Origin of the sequence: Microbispora sp. NBC_01389, from assembly GCF_045040095.1 — a bacterium.
Taxonomy (GTDB): Bacteria; Actinomycetota; Actinomycetes; order Streptosporangiales; family Streptosporangiaceae; genus Microbispora.
In genome coordinates, this window is record NZ_CP109552.1 from 3,690,918 (window position 1) to 3,713,129 (window position 22,212).

The window sequence follows — 22,212 nt, forward strand, 5'->3', positions numbered from 1 at the left end:
CTTTCGAATTCTCGGCCCCTTTCAGGTGAATGTGGGAAATACGGTCGTCAAGCTCGCCAAGAACAGGCAGCTGACCGTTCTCGCGCTTCTGGCGACCGAAGCGAACAAGATCGTGTCGGTGGGAAGAATCATCGACGCCGTCTGGGGGGACGCCTCGCCGATCACGGCGGACAAGCAGATCCAGACCTGTGTGTGGCGGCTGCGTTCGGTCTTCGAGGCGGCCGGCGCGCCCGCGAACATCATCGAGACCACGCAAGGGGGATACCGGCTGCGCCTGGGCGAGTCGGGCCTGGACGCGTGGCTGTTCGAGCGGGCCGTGGCCCGCGGGCGGAGCAGGGTGGAGGACGGTGATCTCGGCGGTGCGGCGGAGGAGTACCGCGCGGGCCTGTCGCTGTTCCGCGGGCAGCCGCTCGCGGAGCTCGACAGCGCGGTGATCGAGGCGGTCGCCACCTACTGGGCCGAGCGCAGGCTGTCGGTGCTGGAGGAGTGCATCGACCTCGAACTCGCCATGGGCCGGCACCGCGAGCTCGTGGGAGAGCTGCGGCTGCTCGTGGAGGAGCACCCGCTGCGCGAGCACCTGCGCGCCAAGCTCATGACGGCGCTCTACCTGTCCGACCGGCGCGCGGACGCGCTGGCGGTGTACCGCGCGGGCCGTACGGCGCTGGTCAACAACCTCGGCCTCGATCCCTGTGCGCGCCTGCAGGACCTGCACCGCCGGATCATCGCCGGGCACCCCGTCCCGTCACCGTTCCCGCAGCGCGCCCGGCACGCGGCGAAGATCCCCGCGCAGCTGCCCGCAGGCGTCGGCGACTTCACCGGCAGGCTCGACCAGGTCGACTGGCTGTGCCGGGAGCTCAACCACGACCGGACCGACCGGCCGCGGGTCATCGCCCTGGTGGGCCGTGGCGGCGTGGGCAAGACGGCACTGGCCGTCCACGCGGCGCACAAGGTGCGCGACCACTACCCGGACGGGCAGATCCACGCCAACCTGCGCGGCAGCACCGAACCGCGGCAGGCGGCCGACGTGCTCGCGGAGTTCCTGCACGCGCTGGGGGTGCCGCAGCGGAGCGTCCCGCCGGACCTGTCCGGCCGCGCGACGCTGTTCCGCAGCGTGAGCGCCGGCCGCCGCCTGCTCGTCCTGCTGGACGACGTGGCCGACTACGAGCAGATCGAGCCGCTGCTGCCCGGCGACCGGGGCAGCGTGGTGCTGTGCACGAGCCAGCCCAGCATGATCCAGGCGCCCGGCGTCGCCATGCGCCGCGTCGAGGGGCTCACCACCGCCGAGGGCGTGCAGCTGCTCGCCCAGCTCGTGGGAGCGGAGCGCGTCGCGCAGGAGCCGGAGAGCGCCCGGCTGGTCGTCGAACGCTGCGGGCACCTGCCGCTGGCGATCCGCGCCGCCGCCGCCCGCCTCAACGCCCGCCCGGCCTACCGGCTCGACCGGTTCGTCGATCGCCTGTCGGACGAGGACCGCAGGATCACCGAGCTGACCTACGGTTCCCTGGACACCGGTGCCCGGCTCGTCGCCTCGGCGGAGCGGCTGCCCGACGTGGCCCGCACGCTGTGGCTGCTGCTGAGCGTCATGAACCTGACGCACGTCTCGGCCTGGGCGGCGGCCGCGGTCGCCGACCTGTCGGAGGACGAGGCGCAGCGGTTGCTCGACCTCCTGGTCGACCACCAGGTGCTCGACGTGGTCAGCGAGGACGGCCTGGGCGGTTCCCGCTACGAGTTCCACTCGCTGGTGCGGATCCGGGCCCGCGCGCTCGCGGCCGTGGAGCTGGACGCGACGACCCGCGCCAAGGCCCGCGACCGGCTCCTCGACGTGTTCTCATGGCTGGAGGAGCACGCGCGGGTGGCCCTCCGATCGCCCCGCAACGGCCTGGCGCGCCCCGCGCCGGCCTCCGTGCTGCGCATCGGCCGGACCATCATCCGCGACATCACCCAGTACGCCGACGTGTGGCTCGCCCAGGAGCGGCCCAACCTCGCGGAGCTCCGCGAGCCGCTCGTCGCCACGAGCGTGTGACGATGCCCCGGTCTTCGGTGATTCCCCGGCCTTCGGGGAGGTTCAGCGGCCGGGCGGCGGGTCCAGCCGTCCGGCCAGCCTCCTGGGCGCCAGGTGGCGGTAGCTCTCGGCGAGCAGCTCCGTCACCTCGGACCAGTCCACGTCCGCCTCGACGACCATGCCGACGATGTCGGGGAACCAGGGCGGCCGGAAGAACGGATGGCCGAGGCCGCCCAGGGCGGCCAGCTCCTCCCCGGACGACCGGAACGTCAGCACGACCACCGGCCCGGGCGTGCCGGCCGCCCGCGCGTACGCGGGCGGCCGGCCGCCTTCGACCACGAGCACGTGGGCGAAGGTCTTCCTGCCCACCCGCCACCGCGTGCCTGCCCACGCCTGCTCCTCGTACGCCTCGGGCAGGCGCAGGCAGGCCTCCCGGAGGCGGGCCACGATCTCGCCGGGAACCTCCGCCGTCAACGCCACTCCGCCTGGGCGAGGATCCCGAGCGCCTCACGCAGGACCTCCACGGCCCTGCCGTACTCGACCAGGTCGATGTGCTCGCGATCGGTGTGGTCGAGGCTGGAGTCACCGGGACCGTAGACCGCCATGGGCACCTGCCAGCGGGGCTCCACGATGTTCAGGTCGGCGGTCCCGGTCTTCAGCTTGAGCTTCGGCCGCTCCCCCCGGCGCCGGATGCCCGCGCACAGCGCGCGTACGGCGGGCCCCGCGGGGTCCACCCGCACCGGCGGGGTCCGGTCGTCGACGTAGAGCGTCCCGTCGCGCGCGGCGTCCGTGACGAAGCGCTCGAAGGCCGCCAGGTCGAACCCCGGCGGGGTGCGTACGGACACGGTCATCAGCGCCCGCTCGATCGTGCCGGTGATGTCGTTCAGCGTGGGGACGGGACGGTCGAAGGCCCGGTCGCCCGCCGCCACCACCTCGCAGTAGGAGGCGCAGTAGGACCGGACCCGGTCCCAGAAGAGGGCCGCGGCCTCGGTGGCCTTCTCCTCCGGACTGGCGGTGTGCACCGCCGGCCGGCTGACGTCGTAGCGCATCATGACGCGGCCCTTGTAGCCGATGCCGACGCCGGCCCAGCCGTTGGGCTCGCCCACGACGGCCACGTCCGGCCGGAAGGTCTCGGCGAGGTGCTGCGCGCCCTTCCCGAAGGTCTCCTCCTCGACGACCCCCGCCACCACCACCTGCATGCCGCGCAGGTCGGCCGCGGCGGCGGCCGCGATCATCGTGGCGAGCGGCCCCTTGGCGTCGACGGTGCCCCGCCCGTACAGGAGGGAGCCCTCCTGCCGGACCGGGATGTCGCCGGGCACGGTGTCCATGTGGCCCATCAGCATGATCATAGGCGCGCCGGGGTCGCCACGCCTGCCGATCACGTTGCCCACCTCGTCGATGTGGCTGCGAAAGCCCCACTCGGGCAGTTCGCGGGCGAGCAGGGAGGCCAGTTCGGCCTCCTCACCCGTCGTCGAGGGCACCTCCACCATGCGGCGGAGCAGGGTCTCGGCCCTGTTCGCAGTACCGCTGGTCACGCTGCTGGTCATCGCGCTCCTTTTACGAGGGTGGTTCCCGCTCCGGCCCGCGCGGTGAGCACCGGCGAGGGGCCGCGCCCGTCGCCGAGGACGACGTGCGGCACGCCCGCCAGGCACGCCTCGCCCGCGGTCCGCAGTTTGACCTTCATGCGCCCGCCGGCCAGGTCGAGGTATCCGGCGAGGTCCTCGCACGGGATCTCGGCCACCAGGCTGGCGGGGTCGCCGGGGTCCCGCAGGAGCCCCGGCACGTTGGACAGGATGATGAGCCAGTCGGCCTCCAGCGCGACCGCGAGACGCGCGGCGAACCGGTCGGCGTCCACGTTGAGCAGCCCGGCGCCGGACTCCGGGCCCGCCTCCGGGTCGTACGCGGGCGGCGAGATCACCGGCACGTATCCCGCCGCGAGCAGGGTCCGCGGCAGGTGGGCGTCCACCGCCGAGATCCGCCCGGACAGGTCGTCGCGGACCACCCGCCGGACGCCGTCCACGACGACGTTCGCCGGGGGCGTCCGGCGGGCGGTGACCATCCCGCCGTCGGCTCCCGACAGGCCCACCGCCCGGACGCCGAGCCGGAGCAGCTCGGTCACCAGCGGGGGTTTCAGGCGGCCGAGCATGCCGAGGACGAGCACGTCGAGCGCCGCCGCGTCGGTGTACCGGCTGCGGCGCCCGCCGGGCGCGGTCAGGTACCGCGTCGGGCGGCCGAGCTCGTCCGCGAGCCGGTCGGCCTCGGCGCCGCCGCCGTGGACCACGACGACGCTGTCGCCGCGGTCCACCAGCGCGCGGATGTCGGCGCACGCCCGGGACATGTCCGCGCCGAGCGATCCGCCGACCTTGATCACGTACCGTTCCGATCGGGTGTCAGACGGGGTGGAGCCCGACGAATCCGAGTCCCGCGGTCTCCTCCCAGTCAGCGGCGATGTTGAGGCACTGGACGGCATTTCCGGCACCTCCCTTCACCAGGTTGTCCAGTGCGGCCACCACCACCAGGTGGTCGCCGCCGGGGGCGAGGGCCAGCCCGATGTCGCAGAAGTTGCTGCCGGAGAGGATCTTCGGTTCCGGCATGCGGTGCAGCGCCGAGCGTTCCCTGATCACGCGGACGAACGGCTCCTCGCCGTACGCCTTGCGGTAGACGGCCCACAGTTCGCGTTCGGTGACCGTGCGGGAGGGGGTGACGTGACAGGCGACCTGCACCCCGCGCACCGCCTCCACGGCGGTCACCGACATGTGCGCCGTGATCCCGCACGCCTGCTCGATCTCCGCGGTGTGGCGGTGCCCGTGGGGTTTGGCCATCCGCATCGCGCCGCTGCGCTCGGGATGGTGGCTGCCCTCGTCGGGCGTCCGCCCGCCGCCGCTGGAGCCCGTACGGGCGTCGACGACGACCGGGCCGCCGATCAGTCCCTCGGCCGCCAGCGGGTGCAGCGCGAGGATCGCCGCGTTGGCCATGCAGCCGGCCACCGCGATGTGGGTGGCGCCGCGCAGCCCGTCCCGGTTGAGCTCCGGGATGCCGGGCTGGAAGCGGGCCAGCCAGGCGGGGTCGGGCGGCGGCCCGGGATAGAAGCGCGCCCGTCTCGCCGGGTCGTGGATCCGGAAGTCCGCGCTGAGGTCCACGACCGTCGGCGCGAGCCCCGACCAGCGTTCGACGGAACGCATGGACGTGCCGTGCGGGGTCGCGAGGAAGACGACGTCGCAGGGCGACAGGTCCTCCTCACGGGTGAAGCACAGGTCGGTCTGGCCGCGCAGGTTCGGGTGGGAGACCCGCAGGGGGCGCCCGGCCTGTCGTTCCGAGGTGACCTGTGCCAGTTCGATGTGCGGATGACGCAGCAGCAGCCGGACGATCTCACCGCCGATGTAGCCGCTGCCGCCGACGACGGCGGCCCTCATCGCGCCAGCGCCCCGAGGACGTGGCCGACGACGAGGTCGGCCAGATCCACCTCGGCCGCCTGGATGAGCCCGTGGAACTCCATGGTGTGGTTCACCTCGGTGACCAGCAGTTCCCCGGTGGAGCGCTCGATCAGGTCCACCGCGAGCATGCCGCCGCCGACCGCCTGGGCCGCCCGCAGCGAGAGCTTCACCAGGTCGTCGGTGAGAGCGCACCGCTCCGTGGACGCGCCCCGGGCGGTGTTGGTGATCCAGTGGCCGGAGCGGCGGTAGACCGCGGCCACCACCTCGTCGCCGAGCACGATCACCCTGAGGTCGCGGCCCGGCTTGTCGACGTACTCCTGCACGTAGAAGACCGAGTGCACCGGCGAGCGCAGCGACTGCTTGTGCTCGATCAGCGCCTCGGCCGCGTCGCGGTCGTTGACCTTGGCCAGCAGCCGGCCCCACGACCCGACGGCCGGTTTGACCACCGCCGGGTAGCCGACGCGTTCGATGGCCTCCAGGGCGGCGTCGGGAGTGAGCGCGACGACCGTCTCCGGTGCCGGTATCCCGGCGCCGGCCAGCGCCAGCGAGGTGAGGATCTTGTCGCCGCACGTCTCGATCACGGCGCTGGAGTTGAAGACCGGGAGGTTCCCGGCCTCGAACAGGCGCGCCGCGTACAGACCGCGCGTGTGGGACATGCTCCGGTTGAGCACGCCCCGGTAGCGGCCCGCCACGGGCGCGCCGAGGTCGCCGATCACCCGGCGTTCGTCGACCTGCTCGTACGGCACGCCGCGCCGTTCGAGGGCCTCGAAGATCAAGCGTTCCTCAAGGCGCGTGCGGGTGGTCAGGACGGCGAGCGGACCGTCCTGACCAGCGCTGATCGTCACGTTCTACTCCCCGAAGTCTTCCTCGATCTCCGGCGCGAGCGCGAACTCGGCGGGGTCGAGGCCGATGACCTCGAGCTCCGCCTGGCAGGCCGGGCATACGACGATGGACGTCACCCGCAGGTCCGAGGACGTGGGCACGGCCTCGGTGCAGTCGGGACAGGTGCTCACTGCGACGGTCATGGAGACTCTCCTTGTTCGGTGCTGGTGCGGACATCCGGACGACCGCGCAGGACGGACTCGGCCGCGCGGACCACGTGGTCCCGCGACACGCCGCACTGCGCGAGCTGTTCCTCGTGACTGCCGGGCCGGGAGCAGAACGCGTCGCCGACGCCCACGCGCACCACCCGCGCCGGGCGGTGCTCGGCCAGGGTCTCGGCGACCGCGCCGCCGAGCCCGCCGAGCACGGAGTGGTCCTCGACGGTCACGACGCCCGCGGTCGTCTCCGCCGCCTCCACCAGGGCGGCGACGTCGAGCGGCTTGATCGTGTGCATGTTGAGCACGCACGCCTCGATCCCCGCCGCGGCGAGCCGGCGCGCCGCGTCGAGCGCGAACCGTACGGGGAGGGCGCCCGCGGCCACGATCGTCACGTCGCCGCCCGCGCGGAGCCGTACCGCCCGGCCCACGGTGAAGCCGTCGCCGTCGCCGTCGCCGTCGCCGTCGCCGTCGCCGTCGCCGTCGTCGCCGGCGTGGACCGGAGGGGTCGGGTTGCGGCCGAGCCTGATGTAGACCGGCCCCGGCAGGTAGGCGGCGGCGCGGACCATGCGGACGGTCTCCGCGGGATCCGCGGGCGTCATCACGGTCATGTTCGGCAGGCTCCGCATGACCGCGAGGTCCTGCTGGGCGTGGTGCGTGGGGCCGAGGTGGGCGGCGGACAACCCGGAGTGGGTGCCGACGATCCGCACCGGAAGCGCGTGGTAGGCGACGTCGATCTTGACCTGTTCCAGGGCCCGCGCCGAGGCGAAGGCCGCCATCGTGTTGACGAACGGCAGGACGCCGGTGCTCGCCACCGCCGCCGCGACGGTGATCAGGTTGGCCTCGGCGATGCCCAGGTCGACGTACTGGCCCGGCAGTTCGGCCTCGAACTGCCGTTCCAGCCCGCCCATGTCGGAGTCGAGGCACCAGACGCGGCCGTCCGCCCGGGCCAGCTCCAGCAGCGTGGCCCGATAGGCGGCGCGGTCGGAGTCGGGCGCCGGCGCCCGGGCCGGGGCGCCGCGCTCGCGCGTGGTGGTCATGCCGCGGCCCGCAGCGCGGCCAGGGCCCGCTCGTACGCCTCGGGGCCGAGCTTGGCGAAGTGACTCTGCTTGCGGTGCTCCAGATGACGCACCCCCCGGCCCTTCACGGTGGCCGCGATCAGCACGGCCGGGCCTCCCGGCGCGGGCGGGGTACGCAGGGCCGGCACCAGCTCGGCGAAGTCGTGCCCGTCGGCGTGCGACACCTGCCAGCCGAACGCGCGCCACCGGTCGGCCAGTGGCTCCAGCCGCATCCGGTCCTCCGTCGAGCCGTTGATCTGCAGGCGGTTGCGGTCGACCACCGCGGTGAGGTTGTCCAGCCGGTAGTGCGCGGCCGACATCGCGGCCTCCCACACCGTGCCCTCCTGCAGTTCGCCATCGCCGAGCAGGACGAACACGCGGTTGGCACGCCCGGCCCGCTTGGCCGCGAGTGCCAGGCCGACGGCGAGGGACAGGCCGTGGCCGAGCGACCCGGTGGCGAACTCCACCCCCGGGACCGCGGGGGTGGGGTGTGCCATGAGCCTGCCGTCGGGGTGGCCGTAGCTCGCCAGCTCCGACGGCGGGAAGAAGCCGCGCTCGGCGAGCGTGGAGTAGAGCGCGGCGCTGGCGTGTCCCTTGCTCAGCACGAAGTAGTCGCGCCCGGACCAGCCGGGCTCCTGCGGGCGCACCCGCATGACCTCGAAGTACAGCGCGACGAGGATGTCCGCGGCCGACAGCGACCCCCCTATGTGGGTGCCGACGGCCCCGGCGCCGATGGCCAGCACGTGCTCCCGCACCGCCAGGGCGGTGCGGGACAACGCGGCCGGGTCGGCGGCGCCCTCGGGGCTCCGCGCGACGGTCTCGACGGTCATGCGGCCGCTCCGGCGTGCGCGTGGCCGACGCCCTTCACCGCCGCCCACGGCGGGGCGTACGGCGCGGACCGGGCGAAGCGGCCGATCACGTCGAGGTTCTCCCAGACCCGCTGGAAGGCGTCGGCGTACTCCTCCAGCGCCGGCCCGGCGTCCGGGTTGAGGTGCATGCGCCGCAGGCACAGGGAGTCCTCGATCACGGCGCAGGTCACCGGGTAGTCGGCCAGGTCGTAACGCTGCGGGTTGACCCCCGGCAGCGACCAGGGGTAACCCCGGCCGTACGCGTCCTGCTCCTGGAACACCGGCTGGCCCGGCAGCGGGATGATCTGGTAGTGCGTCAGCGGCACGCCCTCGGCCAGCAGCGCGCGGCGCAGCGCCTGCCGGAACCGGCCGGGCGTGACGCCGTCCAGCCCCGCGGCCTCCGGGTCGAAGCGGAAGCGCAGCATGTGCCACATGTGGGTGCGGTCGTCGGGCACGGAGGGAAGGACGATGCCGGGCAGTTCGGCGAGCCGGTCGAGGAACACCGGGATGTTCTGCTCGCGCCGCACCTGGTAGTCCCAGAACCGGTCGAGCTGAGCCCGGGTGAAGGCGGCGAGGACCGCGCTGAGCTTGAGGTTCGATCCCCGTGTGGCGGAGACGTAGAGGCGCTCCTCCGTGCTCAGGTCCTCGCCCAGGATGCGCAGGCTGCGGCAGCGCTCGGCGACCCGCTCGTCGTCGGTGACGATCAGCCCGCCCTCGCCGCAGGTCGGGATGCTCTTCTCCACGTTGAGGCTGAAGCAGCCGACCTCGCCGATCGAGCCCGCCGTACGGCCGCGGTACTTGCCTCCCTGGGCCTGGACCGCGTCCTCGATGACGTAGAGGTCGTACTTGCGCGCCAGCGCCAGGATCTCGTCCATGTCGGCCGGCAGGCCGCCGAGATGCACCGGGATGATCGCACGTGTGCGATTGGTGATCTTCGCCTCGATCTGCGTGACGTCGATGTTGAACGACACGGGATCGATGTCCACGAACACGGGGACGGCGAGTTGGTAGAGGGGAGCCATCGCGGTCGCGACGTAGCTCAGGGCCGGCACGATCACCTCGTCGCCGGGACCGATGCCGAGCGCGGTCAGCGCCAGCTCCAGCGCAACCGTGCCGCTGTTGACCGACACCGCGTGGCGGGTGTCGCAGAACTCGGCCCATTCGCTTTCCAGCCCGCTGATCTCGGGCTCTTCCTTCGCGCCCACGGTGAATTTCCCGTGGTCCAGCACGCGTAGCACGGCGTCCCGATCGGCCTGCGTCACCACCGGCCATTCCAGTCTGCGGTATTCCGGCCGGACCGCGGGCTTGCCGCCGAACATCGCCAGATCGGCCTTCATTTCTCTCCTTTTGCCGCACCATTTCCCCTATTCGGGCGTCAGGCGGAGACCACGCTAATCATCCGTTCTCTCGCGGCGGTACTGAAATGGCCTGCCTTTTCTCTCGCCGTGGTATTGGTTCGAGCTGACATTTCTCTCGTTAGGAGAAAATGGCGATGCCGGTGGTTGTGGAGTCAGCCCCGGGCCCAGGCGAGGGCCTTCTCGACGGGCGACACGCCGTACTCCGCCTCGACCGCGGCCGCGACCAGGTGGCAGAACAGGTAGCGCTGCAGCGGCACGAGCCCGAGCCTGCCCAGGTGGGAGTAGAGCAGGTTGACGGCCAGCCGGTGCCCGAGGAACCAGTCGGAGCCGAGCACCTCGGTCCTGTACCGCCCGGTGGCCAGCAGGATCTCGTGGAAGTCGACGGTGTGCAGCTGCGGCCTCGCGGGCTCGCGCGGGCCGGCGTCGAGGTCGATCCTCCTGTCGCGGATGAGGGGCGCGGCGAGGGCCTTCCCGCGCTCGACGTGGTCGAGCCACTCGCGCACGTGCGGCGGCGTCCGGCCCTCGTCCACCTCGGCCACCCGGCGGCGGACCAGGGCACGCAACTGCCGCTCGTGCTGCCGGTACTTCGCCTCGAAGCCCGCCGTACCCCGTCGCGGTCCACGCAGTAGGAGGCGAAGGCGTCGGCGTGGGAGCGGAAGGACATGTATCCGCGCGAGATCGGCGGCACGCTGGTGTGCGCGAAGGCGATCATCAGGTCGAGGCTGAGCTGGAAGAGCGACAGGTCGCCCCGGCGGAAGGCGGCCAGCGTCCCGAACGCCATCCGGCTGCTCTCGGCGTAGAAGGAGTCGAGCAGGTCCACCAGAGCCTGACCGCCGAGCACGTGCCGGCGATCCTCGTACGGCTCGGCCTGGATGGTGTTGTCCGGGTACCACGGCCGGAGCGGGCCGAGCTCGCTCTCCCGCAGGGCCAGCGCCCGGTGGGCCTCCTCCAGGGCGGCCTCGTCCAGGACCGCGCGGGAGGGATGCTCGCCGAGGTAGCGGCCGAGGCGTTCGGTGGCCAGCGGCAGGATCTCGTCCTGCCAGACGTCGTCGGCGGCGCGGAGGTTGAGGCGGAGGTGCGGCCCGCGCCGCCAGTGGCGCACGAAGTACGGCTGCCGCACCCGGTCGCCGAGTTCGGCCAGCAGCGGCCGTACGGCGTCGAGGATGAGCCCGTCCTTCTCCGTCGCGTAGTAACGCACCTGGATGCTGTGCCAGGGGGTCGTGTGGTCGTTCACCGGTGCTCCAGTTCGCGGTAGGTGGTGCCGACGAGGTGACGCAGGTGCGTCTCCTGCTCCCCCGGCAGCCCGAGCCGGTTGCACAGCAGGTGGACGCAGCGGAGGAGAAGGATCAGGACGTCGCCGCGCGCCCGGGTGACGCCGGGCGGCTGGAAGGAGGAGACGGCGGTTTCGGGGTGGAAGCGCCCGGCCGCCTGGAGGTCCAGGGCGCGCAGGCGCAGGGTGTCGATCGAGCGCCACCACGCGCCGAGGGGGTCGCGGGCGCCGGGGATCTCCGCCCCGGCGGCGATACGGTGGCAGCGCAGGAGCTGCGCCGTGAGCGCGGCCCGTTCCCGATCGTTCGAAGGCCGGTCATGCGGGTCCCAGCGTTCGCGGCTCGCTTCGAGCGCGCGGGCGAGGCGGGTGGGGTCCGGTTCCCAGGCCGCCAGGGCGAGCATCAGCGCGGCCGCGGCGAAACCCCGCCTGCGTCCGGGCTCGATCCCGCCGTCGAGCAGGGCGAGCGCGATGCGGCTGGAGTCGCAGAAGTGCCCTTCCACGGCGTCGATCGCCTCCGGCCCGCCGTACGTCGCGTACTCAGGGCGGTAGGCGACGGCCTCCACCGCGTCGCTGGTGCGCACCCGCCGGTCGTAGTGGGTGAGGTGCTCGGCCCCGGCGAACCGCTCGGCCGCGGCGGCGTACCCTGCGGCGTACTCCCCGGAGTCCCACGTGGCCTCATGCGGTGAGGGGTAGGCGGCCAGGTGCCGTTCCAGCTTCGCGGCGAGACGCCGACATGCTCCGCGAGCGGCCCCGCGCGTGCGGACGTGGCCGGGGTGGCCGTCGGCCTGACGAGGGTCAGTACATGCGCGGCGGCGCGGGGTCGGTGCGCACGTGCAGCAGATGCGGCCGGTCGTCGGCGAGGGCGGCGGCGAGCGCGCTCTTCAGCTCGGCGGGCTCGGCGACGTACCGGGCCGCGCAGCCCATTCCCTGGGCCAGCGCGACGAAGTCGAGCCCGCCGAGGTCCACACCGGGGATGCCCGTGCCGCCGGCCGCCTCGCCGAGCAGCCGCACCGCGGCGTACCGCGCGTTGTCCAGGATCACGAAGGTCACCGGCGTGCCCTCGCGGGCCGCGGTCCACAGGGCCTGGATGCCGAACATGGCCGACCCGTCGCCGAGCACCGCGACGACCCTGCGGCCCGGTCTTGCCAGCGCGGCGCCGACCGCGGCCGGAAGCCCGTAGCCGAGCGCGCCGCTGGCGGTGGTGAGGAACCCCGTGTCGGTCGCGGTGATCGGCAGGTGGTCGTGCAGCACGCTGCGGTGACTGGGCGTCTCCTCCACCACGATCCCGTCGGCGGGCAGCAGTTCGGCGAGCGTGGCGTAGACCTCCGCCGCGCTGATCATCCCGTCCGCCGGTCCCGCCGGCCGGGAGAGGACGGGCGGGGCCGCCCTGCCGGTCGCTCTACCTGCCGCCCTGCCGGCCATGCGCACCGGACGGCCCGGCGTCCTGTTCGCCGTCCTGCTCTCCGTACTGTCGAGGGCTTCGTCCAGGGCCTGCAGGGCGAGCCGGGGTGTCGCCCTGATGGCGGCGCCCGTCTCCGCCCTGGCGAGCACCTGCTCGTCGTCGCCGACCACGAAAAGCGGGGGTACGGGCACGTCGGGCTCGCCCCGGTAGACGTGGTAGGTGAAGGCCGGCGCGCCGATCACCACGACCAGGTCGTGCCGGGCCAGCGCGGCGGCGGTGGCGCGTTTCTCCGCGTCCAGGAAGCCCAGGAAGAGGGGATGGTCCTCGGGGAAGGAGCACCGGGGCGAGACCGGCCCGGCCCAGACGCCCGCCCCGACGCGTTCGGCGAGGGCGACGAGGCCGGCGACCGCGCCGTCCGCGTCCACGCCGGGTCCGGCCACGATGCCCGGCCGCGCGCTGCCGTGCAGGGCCTCGGCCAGCGCCGCGAGGGCGGCGGGGTCGGGGGCGAAGCCGGGGATCTCCGGGCGCGCTGCGACCGGCGCGCCCGCCTCCGCGTCCCAGTCGTCCGCCGGGACGGAGACGAAGACCGGGCCTCGCGGAGCCTGGGACGCCACGTGGTAGGCGCGGGCGATCGCCGCGGGCACGTCCTGCGCCCGGGCGGGCTCGCAACTCCACTTGACGTACGGTCGGGGGAAGGCCGTGGCGTCGGTGGCGCCGAGGAAGGGGTCGTCGCGCAGCAGCGTCCTGCTCTGCTGACCGGCCATCACGATCAGCGGAGCGTGGCCGCGCGCGGCGTTGAACACCTGCCCGAGGCCGTGACCGAGGCCGCCCGCGCTGTGCAGGTTCACCAGCACCGGCCGCCTGGTGGCCTGGGCATAGCCGTCGGCCATGGCGACGACAACCGATTCGTGCAGCCCGAGCACGTAGCGGAAATCGTCCGGCCAGTCGGTGAGAAATGCGATCTCGGTGGTTCCGGGATTTCCGAAAACGGTGGTGAGGCCGAGTTGCCGGAGCAGCCGGCGGGTGGCGTCCCGGACCGTTCTGTCGCTCGCGATCGAATTCACGGGAAACGCCTCCAGAATTCTCCGGAACGGGCGGAGAGCCGCATGGTGAAAAGCCGGGCGCACAATCCCCGGAGCAACGGCGCCCGGTCGCCGAGATGTTTCTCGACACCGTGCAGCAGCGCGTCGAATCCGGCACGGTCGCCCGTGGAGGCGAGCGTGTCGATCGTGGTGACGGCCTCGCGCAGCGCCGCCCTCGCCGCGGCGGCGTGCGGGTTGGCCACCTGGATGTCCCAATAGACGTCGGGGTTGCCGCCGGTGATCCGGGCGAGGACGGCGAGCATGGTCAGGTGCGGGGGCGGGGCCAGGGCGAGCAGCGCCTCGGCGTCCGCGCCGCCCGCGACGACCGCCTGCCCGAAGGCCAGCGCCGCGGCGTGCGTGGCCGCCTGGAGGACCGCCGTGACGCGGTCGTGCTCCCCGGCGGTCAGTTCGACGACCCGGGCTCCGGCGGCGGTGATCGAGCCGAGCAGCGCGGTGGTGCGCGGGCCGTCGGCCACCCGTACGGCCGCCACGGCGTTGTCCTGCCAGCCCAGCGCGGGCGCGAACATCGGGTTGAGCCCGCACGCCTCCGCACCCCGGGAGGCCGCCGCCCCGGCCAGCGCGGGGGTGACCGCCTCCTTGACCGAAAGGGTCTCGACCAGCAGCGCCCCCGGCCGTACGGCGGGCGCGCAGGCGGCGACGGCGGGGACGGCGACGTGCTCGGGCAGCGCGAAGACCACCGTGCCGGCCTGCCGCAGCACGCTGAGCAGGTCCGCCGACGGGCGGCAGGCGTCCGCGACGATCGCCACGGTGCCCGGGATCTCCGCCGCCCGCACATCCGCGCACACCACCGGGCCGTCCGGGAGCAGCAGGCGGGCGAGCAGCCCGCCCACCTCGCCCGCGCCGCCGACCACGACCGTCGTCAACGGGACTCCACCGGCTCAGCGGCGCGCAGCGTGGCCACGTCGATCTTCCCGTTCCGGTTGCGCGGCAGTTCGGCGAGGACGACGTATCGGTCGGGCCGCATGTACGCGGGGAGGGTGGCCGCCGCGACCGCGCGAAGCTCGTCCTCGGTGGGCGGGGCGCCGCTCGCGGCGACGAATGCGATTACCTGCTCCGCACCGCCCGGCGGCGTCCGCAGGGTGACGAAGCAGCCGGTGACGGACGGATGCCCCGCCACGGCCGCCTCGATCTCCCCGAGTTCCACCCGGAAGCCCCTGATCTTCACCTGGCTGTCGGTGCGGCCGGCGATGTGCAGCTCGCCGCCGGGTGACCAGAACCCGCGGTCGCCGGTGCGGTAGATCCGCCCGCCGCCTTCGCCACCTGCTCCGCCTCGGGGGTCGGGCAGGAACCGCGCCGCGGTGAGGCCGGGACGCCGGTGATACCCCCGGGCCAGGGCCGGTCCCGCGACGCAGATCTCGCCGATCACTCCCGGGGGCGCCGGCCGGAGCCCGGCGTCGAGGACCTCGACCCGGTAGTTGGGCAGCGGCCCGCCGATCGGGATCCGCCCCTCCGCCGCGTCGGCGATGCCGCAGGGGTGGGCGGTGGCCCACACCGCGCACTCGGTCGGCCCGTAGTCGTTGAGCAGCACGGCGTCCGGGCAGGTGAGCAGGTGGCGCGCGACCAGCCGGGGCGGCATCGGCTCGCCGCCCACCGAGACCAGCCGCAGCCGGCCCAGGCACTCCTCTCCGGCCGCCTCCAGGACGAGCCCGTAGTGCGACGGAACGGAGTGGATGTGGGTGATCGGCACCCGCCGCAGCAGGGTGCGCAGGGCCAGCGGGTCACGCGCCTCGCTCTCGGTCGGCAGCACCGCCGTGCCGCCGCCGGTGAGCGTCCAGTAGAGGCCGCCCGCCGCGCCGTCGAAGCACAGCGGCATGGTGACCAGGTCGCACTCGGGCGGCGGGCCGCCCACCCCGCGCGCGTGCGTGGACACCACGATCGCCCGGTGGCTGACCGCGACGCCCTTCGGCACGCCGGTGGACCCGGACGTGTAGATGACGTAGGCCAGGTCGGCCGTGCGCACCGGCACACCCAGGTCGTCGTCCTGATCGGGGTCGTGACCGGCTTCCGCGCCGGGGTCGTCCGGGTCGAGCACGTGTACGCCCAGGAACCCGGTCGTGCCGCCGACCGCGAGCCGTACGCCGGAGTCGGCGAGGATGCGGCGGACGCGGTCGGCGGGCTGGGACGGCTCGACCGGCACGTAGGCCGCGCCGGTCTTGAGCACGGCGAGCATCGCGACGACCGACTCGGCGGCGCGGCCGGCGAACACCGCGACGAGGTCGCCGGGGCCGGCGCCGGCCGCGCGCAGGCGCCGCCCGAGCCGGTTGGCCCGGGCGTTCAGCTCGCCGTAGCTCAGCGTGACGTCGCCACAGACGAGCGCCGTACGCGCGGGCTCGGCCGCGGCCCGGCGCTCGATCAGGGTGTGCAGGCAGACGTCCTCCACCGGCTGCGGATCGCCGCTGGACCAGGTGGCGATCGCCGCGCGCTCGGCGGTGGTGAGCGCGGCGACGTCGCGTACCGGGCGGTCCTCGGCGATCTCCCCGAGGACCGCGAGCAGCCGGTCGGCCAGGGCGGCGACCACCTCGGGGTCGAACAGGCCGGTGTCGTGGTCGAGGCACACCCCGCCGTCCGCCCACCGCACCACCAGTTCGTGCGGTACGGACACGCCGGCCGGGAGGGGAGAGGCGGTGCGCAGCTCCTCCGCCACCCGGCGGACCAGGTCGGCGGCCCCTTCGCGCTCGTCGACCCGAACGGTCAGCGCGACCGGGCGGGGAGTGCCGACGGCCAGGCGCACCTCGGGCTCGCCCGTGTGGCGGGCGAGGAGGATCGCCACGGCCGCCGCCAGGACGGCCTGCGACGGCCCGCCCTCCGGCCACGTGCTCGTCGGCACCGCGCCTTCCGGCACCGCGCCTACTGTGCCCGCGCTGCCCGGCCGTGCGCTTTCCGGTGTCGCGACTTCCGGCTGTGGGTGTTCCGGGGCCGAGCCGCCGGAGGCGGGCCACGGACGGAACACCGTGTCCGACGTGCCGGATGGCACGCTGCCGCAGCGGAGCCACGCCGGCAGTTCGCCGCCGTGGCGGACGCCGCCGTCGAGGTGCGGATCTCCGGGGTAGGCCGTACGGCCGGGCAGCCGGTTCACAGCAGCACGCGTTCGTGCGGAGCGGACCGGTGCGCCCGCGACTTGCGCAGGTCGCGGGTGACCAGCACCTTCTTCAGCCACCGGTCGGTGCCGTCGTACCGGGCGCGGAACGCGCTCCTGCCGTGCACGGCCCGGTAGTTGTCGACGATGAGCAGATCGCCGGGGCCGAGCGCGACCCCGCGCAGGTTGGCTTCCAGCGACGCGACCAGGGCGGCCAGCGCCCCCTCGGCCTCCCCGTCGCCCGGCAGCGCCGACATGAACACCGGGTCGATGCGCAGGTACGGCGTGTCGGGGTGGCCGAACAGGACCGCGCTCGGCTCGGGCTCGTCCTGCATCCGCTGGATGCTGTGCGGGGACATGCCCGTCGTCGCCGTGCCCGGCGCCGTCGTGCCCAGTGCCGTCGCCCCTTCGGCCCGTGCCCGCAGCCGGTTGAGGTGCTCGTTGTCGGGGCGGATGAGGAAGCGCGGCTGGGCGAGCACCGCGCGGTGGGCGGGGTCGATCCGCACCTCGTCGACGCCGGCCACAGTGGTCGGCACCGCGTCGTGGTTGCGCATCCCGAGCAGGAGCAGGTAGTCGCAGCGCAGGGGATGGAAACCGTCCTCCGTGTGCCACTCCAGCAGCACGGTGCCGTGCCCGCTCTGCTCGCTCTCCTCGGTCGGCATCGGCACCACGTCGTGCACGAGCTTGCCGTTCTGCAGGGACGACCAGCCGAAGACGTCGCCGAGCAGGCTCGCGACCAGCACCAGATACACCTCGTGCGCGGTCCGCGCGGGCACGGTCGCGGGCCTCGCCTGCTCCCGCCAGTCGAGCGGGGTGGGGCCGATCTCGTCGTCGGAGACCGGCAGTCCACGGACGACCAGCGCCGGGCTGCGCTCGAACAGCCGGAGGGAGAGCAGTTCGCCGACCAGACGCTCCGGGAGGCGGTGGGCGTACGTCGCGGCGCCGTCGAGCAGCGCCGGGGCGGTGCTCGACCCGTGGCGCGCGGCGAGGGTGCGGGTGTAGGTGTCGATCTGGGCAGCTTCGGCCGGATCGAGGTCGACGTAACGGACGCTTCCCGTCCCGGTGCTTCCCGTCGTGGCCTCGCCGTCCGGCCGCGGCATCGTTGAGACGTCCTCCATGATGGTCCTTTCTCGCCTCACGCCCGCTACGCCGCGACCCGCGCGGCCACCTCGTCGGGGGCCGGGAGATAGCCGTTCTCCACGAGGAAGCGGAAGCAGGAGTGGGCCCACTCCTCGTTGACCGGCGGGCATTCGATGCCGGACCCGTCCAGGGCCGCGGTCAGCACCCGGCACTCGTCCAGCGGGTTGACCCGCTCCTGCAGGTCGGGGTCGAGGGCGGCGTGCCGCATGGACGCCACGCGGAGGATCGGGGTCAGCGGGTAGAGGATGTGGTCCTCGTCGACCGCGAGGGCCTGCCGCCTGGCCTCCTCCTCCTCGACGACGTTGAGGGCGTAGCCGAACGACCGCAGCCACTCGTAGCACTGCTGCATCGTGGTCGGCTCCCGGTTGGTGATGTTGAAGTTCCGGCCGAGGTTCTCCTCCTGCAGGGAGGTGTAGACGATCGCCTTGGCCGTGTAGTCGACGGGCACCGCGTTGATGACGTCGTTGTAGAGCGGCAGCACGCCGAGGTCCAGGAAGCCCTTGAGGTAGACGTACAGGTAGTCGGTCTCGTGGGAGGCGCCGGTCTGGGTGTGACCGGTGATCATCCACGGCCGCTGCACGGTGACCGGCACGCCGCGGTCGCGGGCGAGGGTGACGATCCGCTCGGAGACCCACTTCGTCCGGGGGTAGCCCGTGGGGATCTTTTTGGGCCGGTCGGTGAGGTCCTGCTCGGTGAAGGGGCGCTCCGCGCCCGTGCCCATGAAGACGTCCACACTGGAGATCAGGTGGAACGCCTTGAGCCGGGTGGTCGTCGCCAGCCGCAGCAGCTCCTCCGTGCCGAGGACGTTCGCGGCCTTCATCGCCTCGTAGGGGTAGGTGAAGTTGACGATCGCGCCGCTGTGATAGATCGCGTCCAGCGACCCGGCCAGCTCGTCGTACGCTTCCTTCGACAGGCCGAGGGCCGGCTTGGCGAGGTCGCCGGTCACCACCCGCAGCCTCGACCGGTACGACTCGTCCCATGCCCGGTACTTGCGCAGCACCTCCTCCAGGCGGTCCCATGCCTCGTCCCGGCTCTGGCCGCGCACCAGGCAGTGCACGATCGCGTCGGTGCGCTCGATCAGCTCGACCGCCACGAAGGCGCCGAGGTAGCCGGTGGCACCGGTGACCAGCACGTGCTCCGGCTCGAACCACCGGGCGTGCGGCAGGCCGTCGGGCCGTACGGCGGGGTCGAGCGTGACGTCGGCCTGCAGGTCGGCGAGCTGCTGCAGATAGAGGGCGGCGTTGTCCTGGGCGCTGCGCTCGCGCTGCTGGAGCTCGACGACCCGGGCGATGCCCTCGACGGTCGGCACGCGGAAGATGTCGTCGATCGGCAGCTCGATCGTGTGCTGGCGCGACAGCTGCGCGGCGAGCCGGGCCACCAGCAGCGAGTTGCCGCCGAGGGAGAAGAAGTCGGCCGTGACGCTGAGCCGGGGCAGGCCGAGCACCGAGGCGAAGGTCTCGGCGATCTCCGCCTCCAGCGCGGTGCGCGGCTCGACGAAGTCGCCCGCGGCCACCTCCTGCGGCGTGGGCAGCGCGGCGAGGTCGATCTTGCCGTGCCGGGTCAGCGGCATCCGCTCCAGCGTGACGAAGGCGCTCGGCACCATGTAGTCGGGCACCTGCCCGAGCACGTGGTTGACCAGCGCCTCCTGGGTCAGAATGCGGCCGCTCACCGGCACCATGTACGCGACCAGGCGCGGCATGCCGGGCTGGTCCTCGCGTACGGTGACCACGGCCTCGGAGACGAGGGGGTGGCGCAGCACCACGTTCTCGACCTCGGCCGGCTCGACCCGGAACCCGCGGATCTTGACCTGGGTGTCGGCCCGGCCGAGGAACTCGATGGTGCCGTCGGGCCGGTAGCGGGCCAGGTCGCCGGTCCGGTAGAGCCGGCCCCCCGGCGTGAACGGGTCGGGCAGGAAGCGCTCCGCGGTCATCGCGGGGCGGTTGACGTAGCCGCGGGCCGTGCCCTCGCCGCCGATGTACAGCTCGCCCGGCACCCCCGGGGGCACCGGGTGGAGCCGCCGGTCCAGCAGGTGGATCCGCGCGTCCGGGATCGGGCGGCCGATCGGCACGCGGGGCGCGTCGGCGTCCGCCGGCGACACCGGATGCACCGAGGCCCACACCGTGGCCTCCGTCGGGCCGTACTCGTTGAACAGCGCGGCGTCCGGCGAGTGGCGGAAGTGCTCGGCGACCAGGCTCGGCGGGAGCGCCTCGCCCGCGACGACGGTCGCGCGGACGGACGGGCGCGGCTCCAGGTCGGTCTCCAGCAGCAGGGCGTACTGCGAGGGCACGCCGTCGACGTGGGTGACCTCGCGGTTCCGGATGAGCCGGCCCAGCAGGCGGGGGTCGAGCACCTCCGTCTCGGTCGGCAGCACGACCGTGCCGCCGCGGGTGAGCGTCCAGTAGAGGCCGCCGCCGGCCGCGTCGAAGGTCAGCGGCGCGAGCACCAGGTAGCGCTCGGGCAGGCCCGGCCCCTCGCAGGCCGTACGGGCCTCGGTGGCGTGCGCGATCTGCCGGTGCTCGACCGCGACGCCCTTGGGCCGGCCGGTCGACCCGGAGGTGTAGATGACGTAGGCCAGGTTGGCGGGACCCGCCGCGACGACCGCACGGCCCGCGGGCTGATCGGGGTCGGTGACGGGAACGCTGACCCGGGCCCGCCCGGCCAGCGTGACGGGCAGGGCGGCAAGGGCCTCCGCGCGTCCGACGAGCAGGCCGATCCCGGCGTCGTCGGCGATGAACGTCAGCCGGTCGGCCGGGTAGGACGGGTCGAGCGGCACGTACGCCGCCCCGGCCTTGAGCACGCCGAGCAGGGCCACCACGCTGTGCGGCGACCGGTCGACCACGACGCCCACCCGTGACTCGGGGCCGGCGCCCCGCGCGACCAGCTCGGCCGCGAGGGCGTCCGCGCGGCCGTCGAGGGAGGCGTAGCTGATCTCGACGCCGCCGCCGGTGATCGCCGTACGCTCCGGGTGCGCCTGGGCCGCCCGCTCGACGAGCGCGTGCAGGGTGAGCGACCGGTCGCGGCCGGTCCGCGTGTCGTTCCATCCGGCCACGATCCGCTCGTGCTCCTCCGGGGTGAGCAGCGGGATGTCGGCGAGCGGGTGGTCGGGGCGGGCCAGCCCCTCGGTGAGCACCACCAGGACGTGGCCGAGGAACCGCTCGACCGTGCCCCGGTCGAACAGGTCGGTGTTGTACTGCGCGCGCAGGTGCAGGCCGTCGCCGCGCCGCACCGCGAACAGGTCGATGTCGTGCGGGGTCCAGGTCACCGGCAGGTCGAGGGGCCGCGCCACCGCGCCGGGCAGGGCGCGGTCCTCGGTGTCCTCCTCGAAGGCGAAGGTGGTCTGGAACAGCGGCGTGCGGCTCAGGTCGCGCTGGGGCTGCGCCGCGTCCACGATCCGGTCGAACGGGAGCCGCGCGTGCGCCAGGGCCTGCGCGCGGGCGTCGGTGACGCGCCCGGTCAGCGCGCCGAGGCCGTCGCCGGCCCGCAGCTCGACGCGCAGCGGCACGATGTTCTCCAGCGGCCCGACCGTGCTGTCCCGCGTGCCGTCCAGTGCGGCGCTGTCGGCGGCGGTGTTGCCGGGGGCGGTCCACGATCCCGCCGCCGGGACGCCGACCGCCAGGTCCTGCTGCTGCGAACAACGCGAGAGCACGGCGGCGTACGCGGCGAGCAGCGCCGGCCCGGGGTCCTCGCGCCCGGCGGTCAGGTCGGCGGCCAGGGAGGCGGGCACCGGAACCGTGACCGCGTCGCCGTGGATGGTCTTCAGCGGCGGGCGCGGCCGGTCGGTCGGCAGCTCCAGCGGGCTGAGGGCGGCCAGCCGGGCGCGCCAGTAGTCGACGGCCTCGCCCGCGTCGTCGCTCTCGCTCCAGGCACGCTGGGCGTCCACGAGCGAACGGAAGTCGGCGGGCGTGCCGGTGGGCGGGGCCTCGGCGCCGCCGGACAGCGCCGTGTAGCGCGACAGCACCTCGTCGACGATCAGCCGGACCGAGCGCCGGTCGGCGACCATCTGGTGGGCGGTGAGCAGGAAGACGTGGTCGTCCGGGGCGGCGCGCAGCAGCGACGCGCGGACCAGCGGCCCCCTGCCGAGGTCGAAGCGGGTCGCGGTCTCGGCCGCCGCGACCCGCGCGAGCTCGCCGTCGAGGTCGCCGGGGTCGATGTCGTGGACGGGCAGCCGCAGCGTCACCGCCGCCGCGGTGGTGGCGATGGCCTGGCCGTTGACCTCGCGGAAGGTCGCCCGCAGCACCTCGTGCCGCTGCACCACGGCGACGAGCGCCTGCTGCATCGCCGCCGGGTCGATCGGGCCGGACAGCCGCACCGCGGCGCTGACCTGCCAGGGTTTGGCGTTGTCCAGCTGGTGCAGCAGCCACAGGCGGCGCTGCTCCAGGAGAAGGGTGCTCGGTGTCGTCTCGACCGATCCGTCCAGGAGCTTGGCGAGCAGCGCACGCTTCTCCTCCGGGGTCATCGACTCCAATTCCGGCCGCTGGCTCATGTGT

17 protein-coding genes and 1 pseudogene are annotated in these 22,212 nt (G+C 73.7%); 1 reads left to right on the forward strand and 17 read right to left on the reverse strand.

Annotated features, from left to right (window positions below; genetic code table 11):
* Positions 1-31 precede the first annotated feature (31 nt).
* Positions 32-2,020, forward strand: coding sequence for a BTAD domain-containing putative transcriptional regulator (locus OG344_RS16720; RefSeq protein WP_405089009.1), 1,989 nt, complete (start codon positions 32-34; stop codon positions 2,018-2,020).
* A gap of 42 nt (positions 2,021-2,062) precedes the next feature.
* On the opposite strand, the gene OG344_RS16725 is transcribed toward OG344_RS16720, so the two are convergent.
* The 17 genes and pseudogenes from OG344_RS16725 to OG344_RS16805 form a co-directional block, all read right to left on the reverse strand.
* Positions 2,063-2,473, reverse strand: coding sequence for an MmcQ/YjbR family DNA-binding protein (locus OG344_RS16725; protein ID WP_405089010.1), 411 nt, complete (start codon positions 2,471-2,473; stop codon positions 2,063-2,065).
* A complete protein-coding gene (locus OG344_RS16730) occupies positions 2,470-3,546 on the reverse strand; it encodes a [LysW]-lysine hydrolase (protein WP_405089011.1) in 1,077 nt (358 codons plus the stop codon). The genes OG344_RS16725 and OG344_RS16730 overlap by 4 nt, the downstream gene beginning before the upstream one ends.
* Positions 3,543-4,370 carry a [LysW]-aminoadipate kinase gene (locus OG344_RS16735; protein ID WP_405089012.1) on the reverse strand — a complete coding sequence of 276 codons (828 nt, stop codon included), beginning with the start codon at positions 4,368-4,370 and terminating at the stop codon, positions 3,543-3,545. Before OG344_RS16735 ends, OG344_RS16730 begins: the two co-directional genes overlap by 4 nt.
* Positions 4,371-4,389: 19 nt before the next feature.
* Positions 4,390-5,412 (reverse strand): N-acetyl-gamma-glutamyl-phosphate reductase, encoded by a 1,023-nt coding sequence (gene argC / locus OG344_RS16740; RefSeq protein ID WP_405089013.1) that lies wholly within the window; start codon positions 5,410-5,412, stop codon positions 4,390-4,392.
* The gene (gene lysX / locus OG344_RS16745; protein WP_405089014.1) at positions 5,409-6,278 is read right to left on the reverse strand and encodes a lysine biosynthesis protein LysX; all 870 of its coding nucleotides are present in this window, start codon (positions 6,276-6,278) and stop codon (positions 5,409-5,411) included. Before lysX ends, argC begins: the two co-directional genes overlap by 4 nt.
* Positions 6,279-6,281: 3 nt before the next feature.
* A complete protein-coding gene (locus OG344_RS16750) occupies positions 6,282-6,458 on the reverse strand; it encodes a lysine biosynthesis protein LysW (RefSeq protein WP_150929950.1) in 177 nt (58 codons plus the stop codon).
* The gene (locus tag OG344_RS16755; RefSeq protein ID WP_405089015.1) at positions 6,455-7,510 is read right to left on the reverse strand and encodes a transketolase family protein; all 1,056 of its coding nucleotides are present in this window, start codon (positions 7,508-7,510) and stop codon (positions 6,455-6,457) included. The genes OG344_RS16750 and OG344_RS16755 overlap by 4 nt, the downstream gene beginning before the upstream one ends.
* Complete coding sequence (locus OG344_RS16760; protein ID WP_405089016.1) at positions 7,507-8,358, reverse strand: transketolase; 852 nt, start codon at positions 8,356-8,358, stop codon at positions 7,507-7,509. The genes OG344_RS16755 and OG344_RS16760 overlap by 4 nt, the downstream gene beginning before the upstream one ends.
* Positions 8,355-9,713 (reverse strand): DegT/DnrJ/EryC1/StrS family aminotransferase, encoded by a 1,359-nt coding sequence (locus OG344_RS16765; protein WP_405089017.1) that lies wholly within the window; start codon positions 9,711-9,713, stop codon positions 8,355-8,357. The genes OG344_RS16760 and OG344_RS16765 overlap by 4 nt, the downstream gene beginning before the upstream one ends.
* A 173-nt stretch (positions 9,714-9,886) precedes the next feature.
* Complete coding sequence (locus tag OG344_RS16770) at positions 9,887-10,297, reverse strand: hypothetical protein (protein WP_405089236.1); 411 nt, start codon at positions 10,295-10,297, stop codon at positions 9,887-9,889.
* Positions 10,298-10,422: 125 nt separating this feature from the next.
* A pseudogene (locus OG344_RS16775) lies at positions 10,423-11,052 on the reverse strand (lantibiotic dehydratase C-terminal domain-containing protein); the annotation flags it as partial.
* Positions 10,965-11,846 (reverse strand): thiopeptide-type bacteriocin biosynthesis protein, encoded by an 882-nt coding sequence (locus tag OG344_RS16780; RefSeq protein ID WP_405089107.1) that lies wholly within the window; start codon positions 11,844-11,846, stop codon positions 10,965-10,967. The pseudogene OG344_RS16775 and the gene OG344_RS16780, both read right to left, overlap by 88 nt.
* Complete coding sequence (gene mdlC / locus OG344_RS16785) at positions 11,800-13,470, reverse strand: benzoylformate decarboxylase (RefSeq protein WP_405089018.1); 1,671 nt, start codon at positions 13,468-13,470, stop codon at positions 11,800-11,802. The genes OG344_RS16780 and mdlC overlap by 47 nt, the downstream gene beginning before the upstream one ends.
* Positions 13,467-14,372 (reverse strand): prephenate dehydrogenase dimerization domain-containing protein, encoded by a 906-nt coding sequence (locus tag OG344_RS16790; protein ID WP_405089019.1) that lies wholly within the window; start codon positions 14,370-14,372, stop codon positions 13,467-13,469. The genes mdlC and OG344_RS16790 overlap by 4 nt, the downstream gene beginning before the upstream one ends.
* Positions 14,369-16,585 carry an amino acid adenylation domain-containing protein gene (locus tag OG344_RS16795; protein ID WP_405089020.1) on the reverse strand — a complete coding sequence of 739 codons (2,217 nt, stop codon included), beginning with the start codon at positions 16,583-16,585 and terminating at the stop codon, positions 14,369-14,371. Before OG344_RS16795 ends, OG344_RS16790 begins: the two co-directional genes overlap by 4 nt.
* The gene (gntD, locus tag OG344_RS16800; RefSeq protein WP_405089021.1) at positions 16,582-17,703 is read right to left on the reverse strand and encodes a guanitoxin biosynthesis L-enduracididine beta-hydroxylase GntD; all 1,122 of its coding nucleotides are present in this window, start codon (positions 17,701-17,703) and stop codon (positions 16,582-16,584) included. Before gntD ends, OG344_RS16795 begins: the two co-directional genes overlap by 4 nt.
* 26 nt (positions 17,704-17,729) lie before the next feature.
* Positions 17,730-22,208 carry an amino acid adenylation domain-containing protein gene (locus OG344_RS16805; protein WP_405089022.1) on the reverse strand — a complete coding sequence of 1,493 codons (4,479 nt, stop codon included), beginning with the start codon at positions 22,206-22,208 and terminating at the stop codon, positions 17,730-17,732.
* Positions 22,209-22,212 lie beyond the last annotated feature (4 nt).

Bases quoted from the DNA above. Each gene is read 5' to 3' on its own strand.
- OG344_RS16730 (WP_405089011.1), bottom strand. From the start codon at position 3,546: ATGACCAGCAGCGTGACCAGCGGTACTGCGAACAGGGCCGAGACCCTG.
- OG344_RS16765 (WP_405089017.1), bottom strand. From the start codon at position 9,713: ATGAAGGCCGATCTGGCGATGTTCGGCGGCAAGCCCGCGGTCCGGCCG.
- OG344_RS16760 (WP_405089016.1), bottom strand. From the start codon at position 8,358: ATGACCGTCGAGACCGTCGCGCGGAGCCCCGAGGGCGCCGCCGACCCG.
- gntD (WP_405089021.1), bottom strand. From the start codon at position 17,703: ATGGAGGACGTCTCAACGATGCCGCGGCCGGACGGCGAGGCCACGACG.
- OG344_RS16755 (WP_405089015.1), bottom strand. From the start codon at position 7,510: ATGACCACCACGCGCGAGCGCGGCGCCCCGGCCCGGGCGCCGGCGCCC.
- OG344_RS16750 (WP_150929950.1), bottom strand. From the start codon at position 6,458: ATGACCGTCGCAGTGAGCACCTGTCCCGACTGCACCGAGGCCGTGCCC.
- OG344_RS16805 (WP_405089022.1), bottom strand. From the start codon at position 22,208: ATGAGCCAGCGGCCGGAATTGGAGTCGATGACCCCGGAGGAGAAGCGT.
- argC (WP_405089013.1), bottom strand. From the start codon at position 5,412: ATGAGGGCCGCCGTCGTCGGCGGCAGCGGCTACATCGGCGGTGAGATC.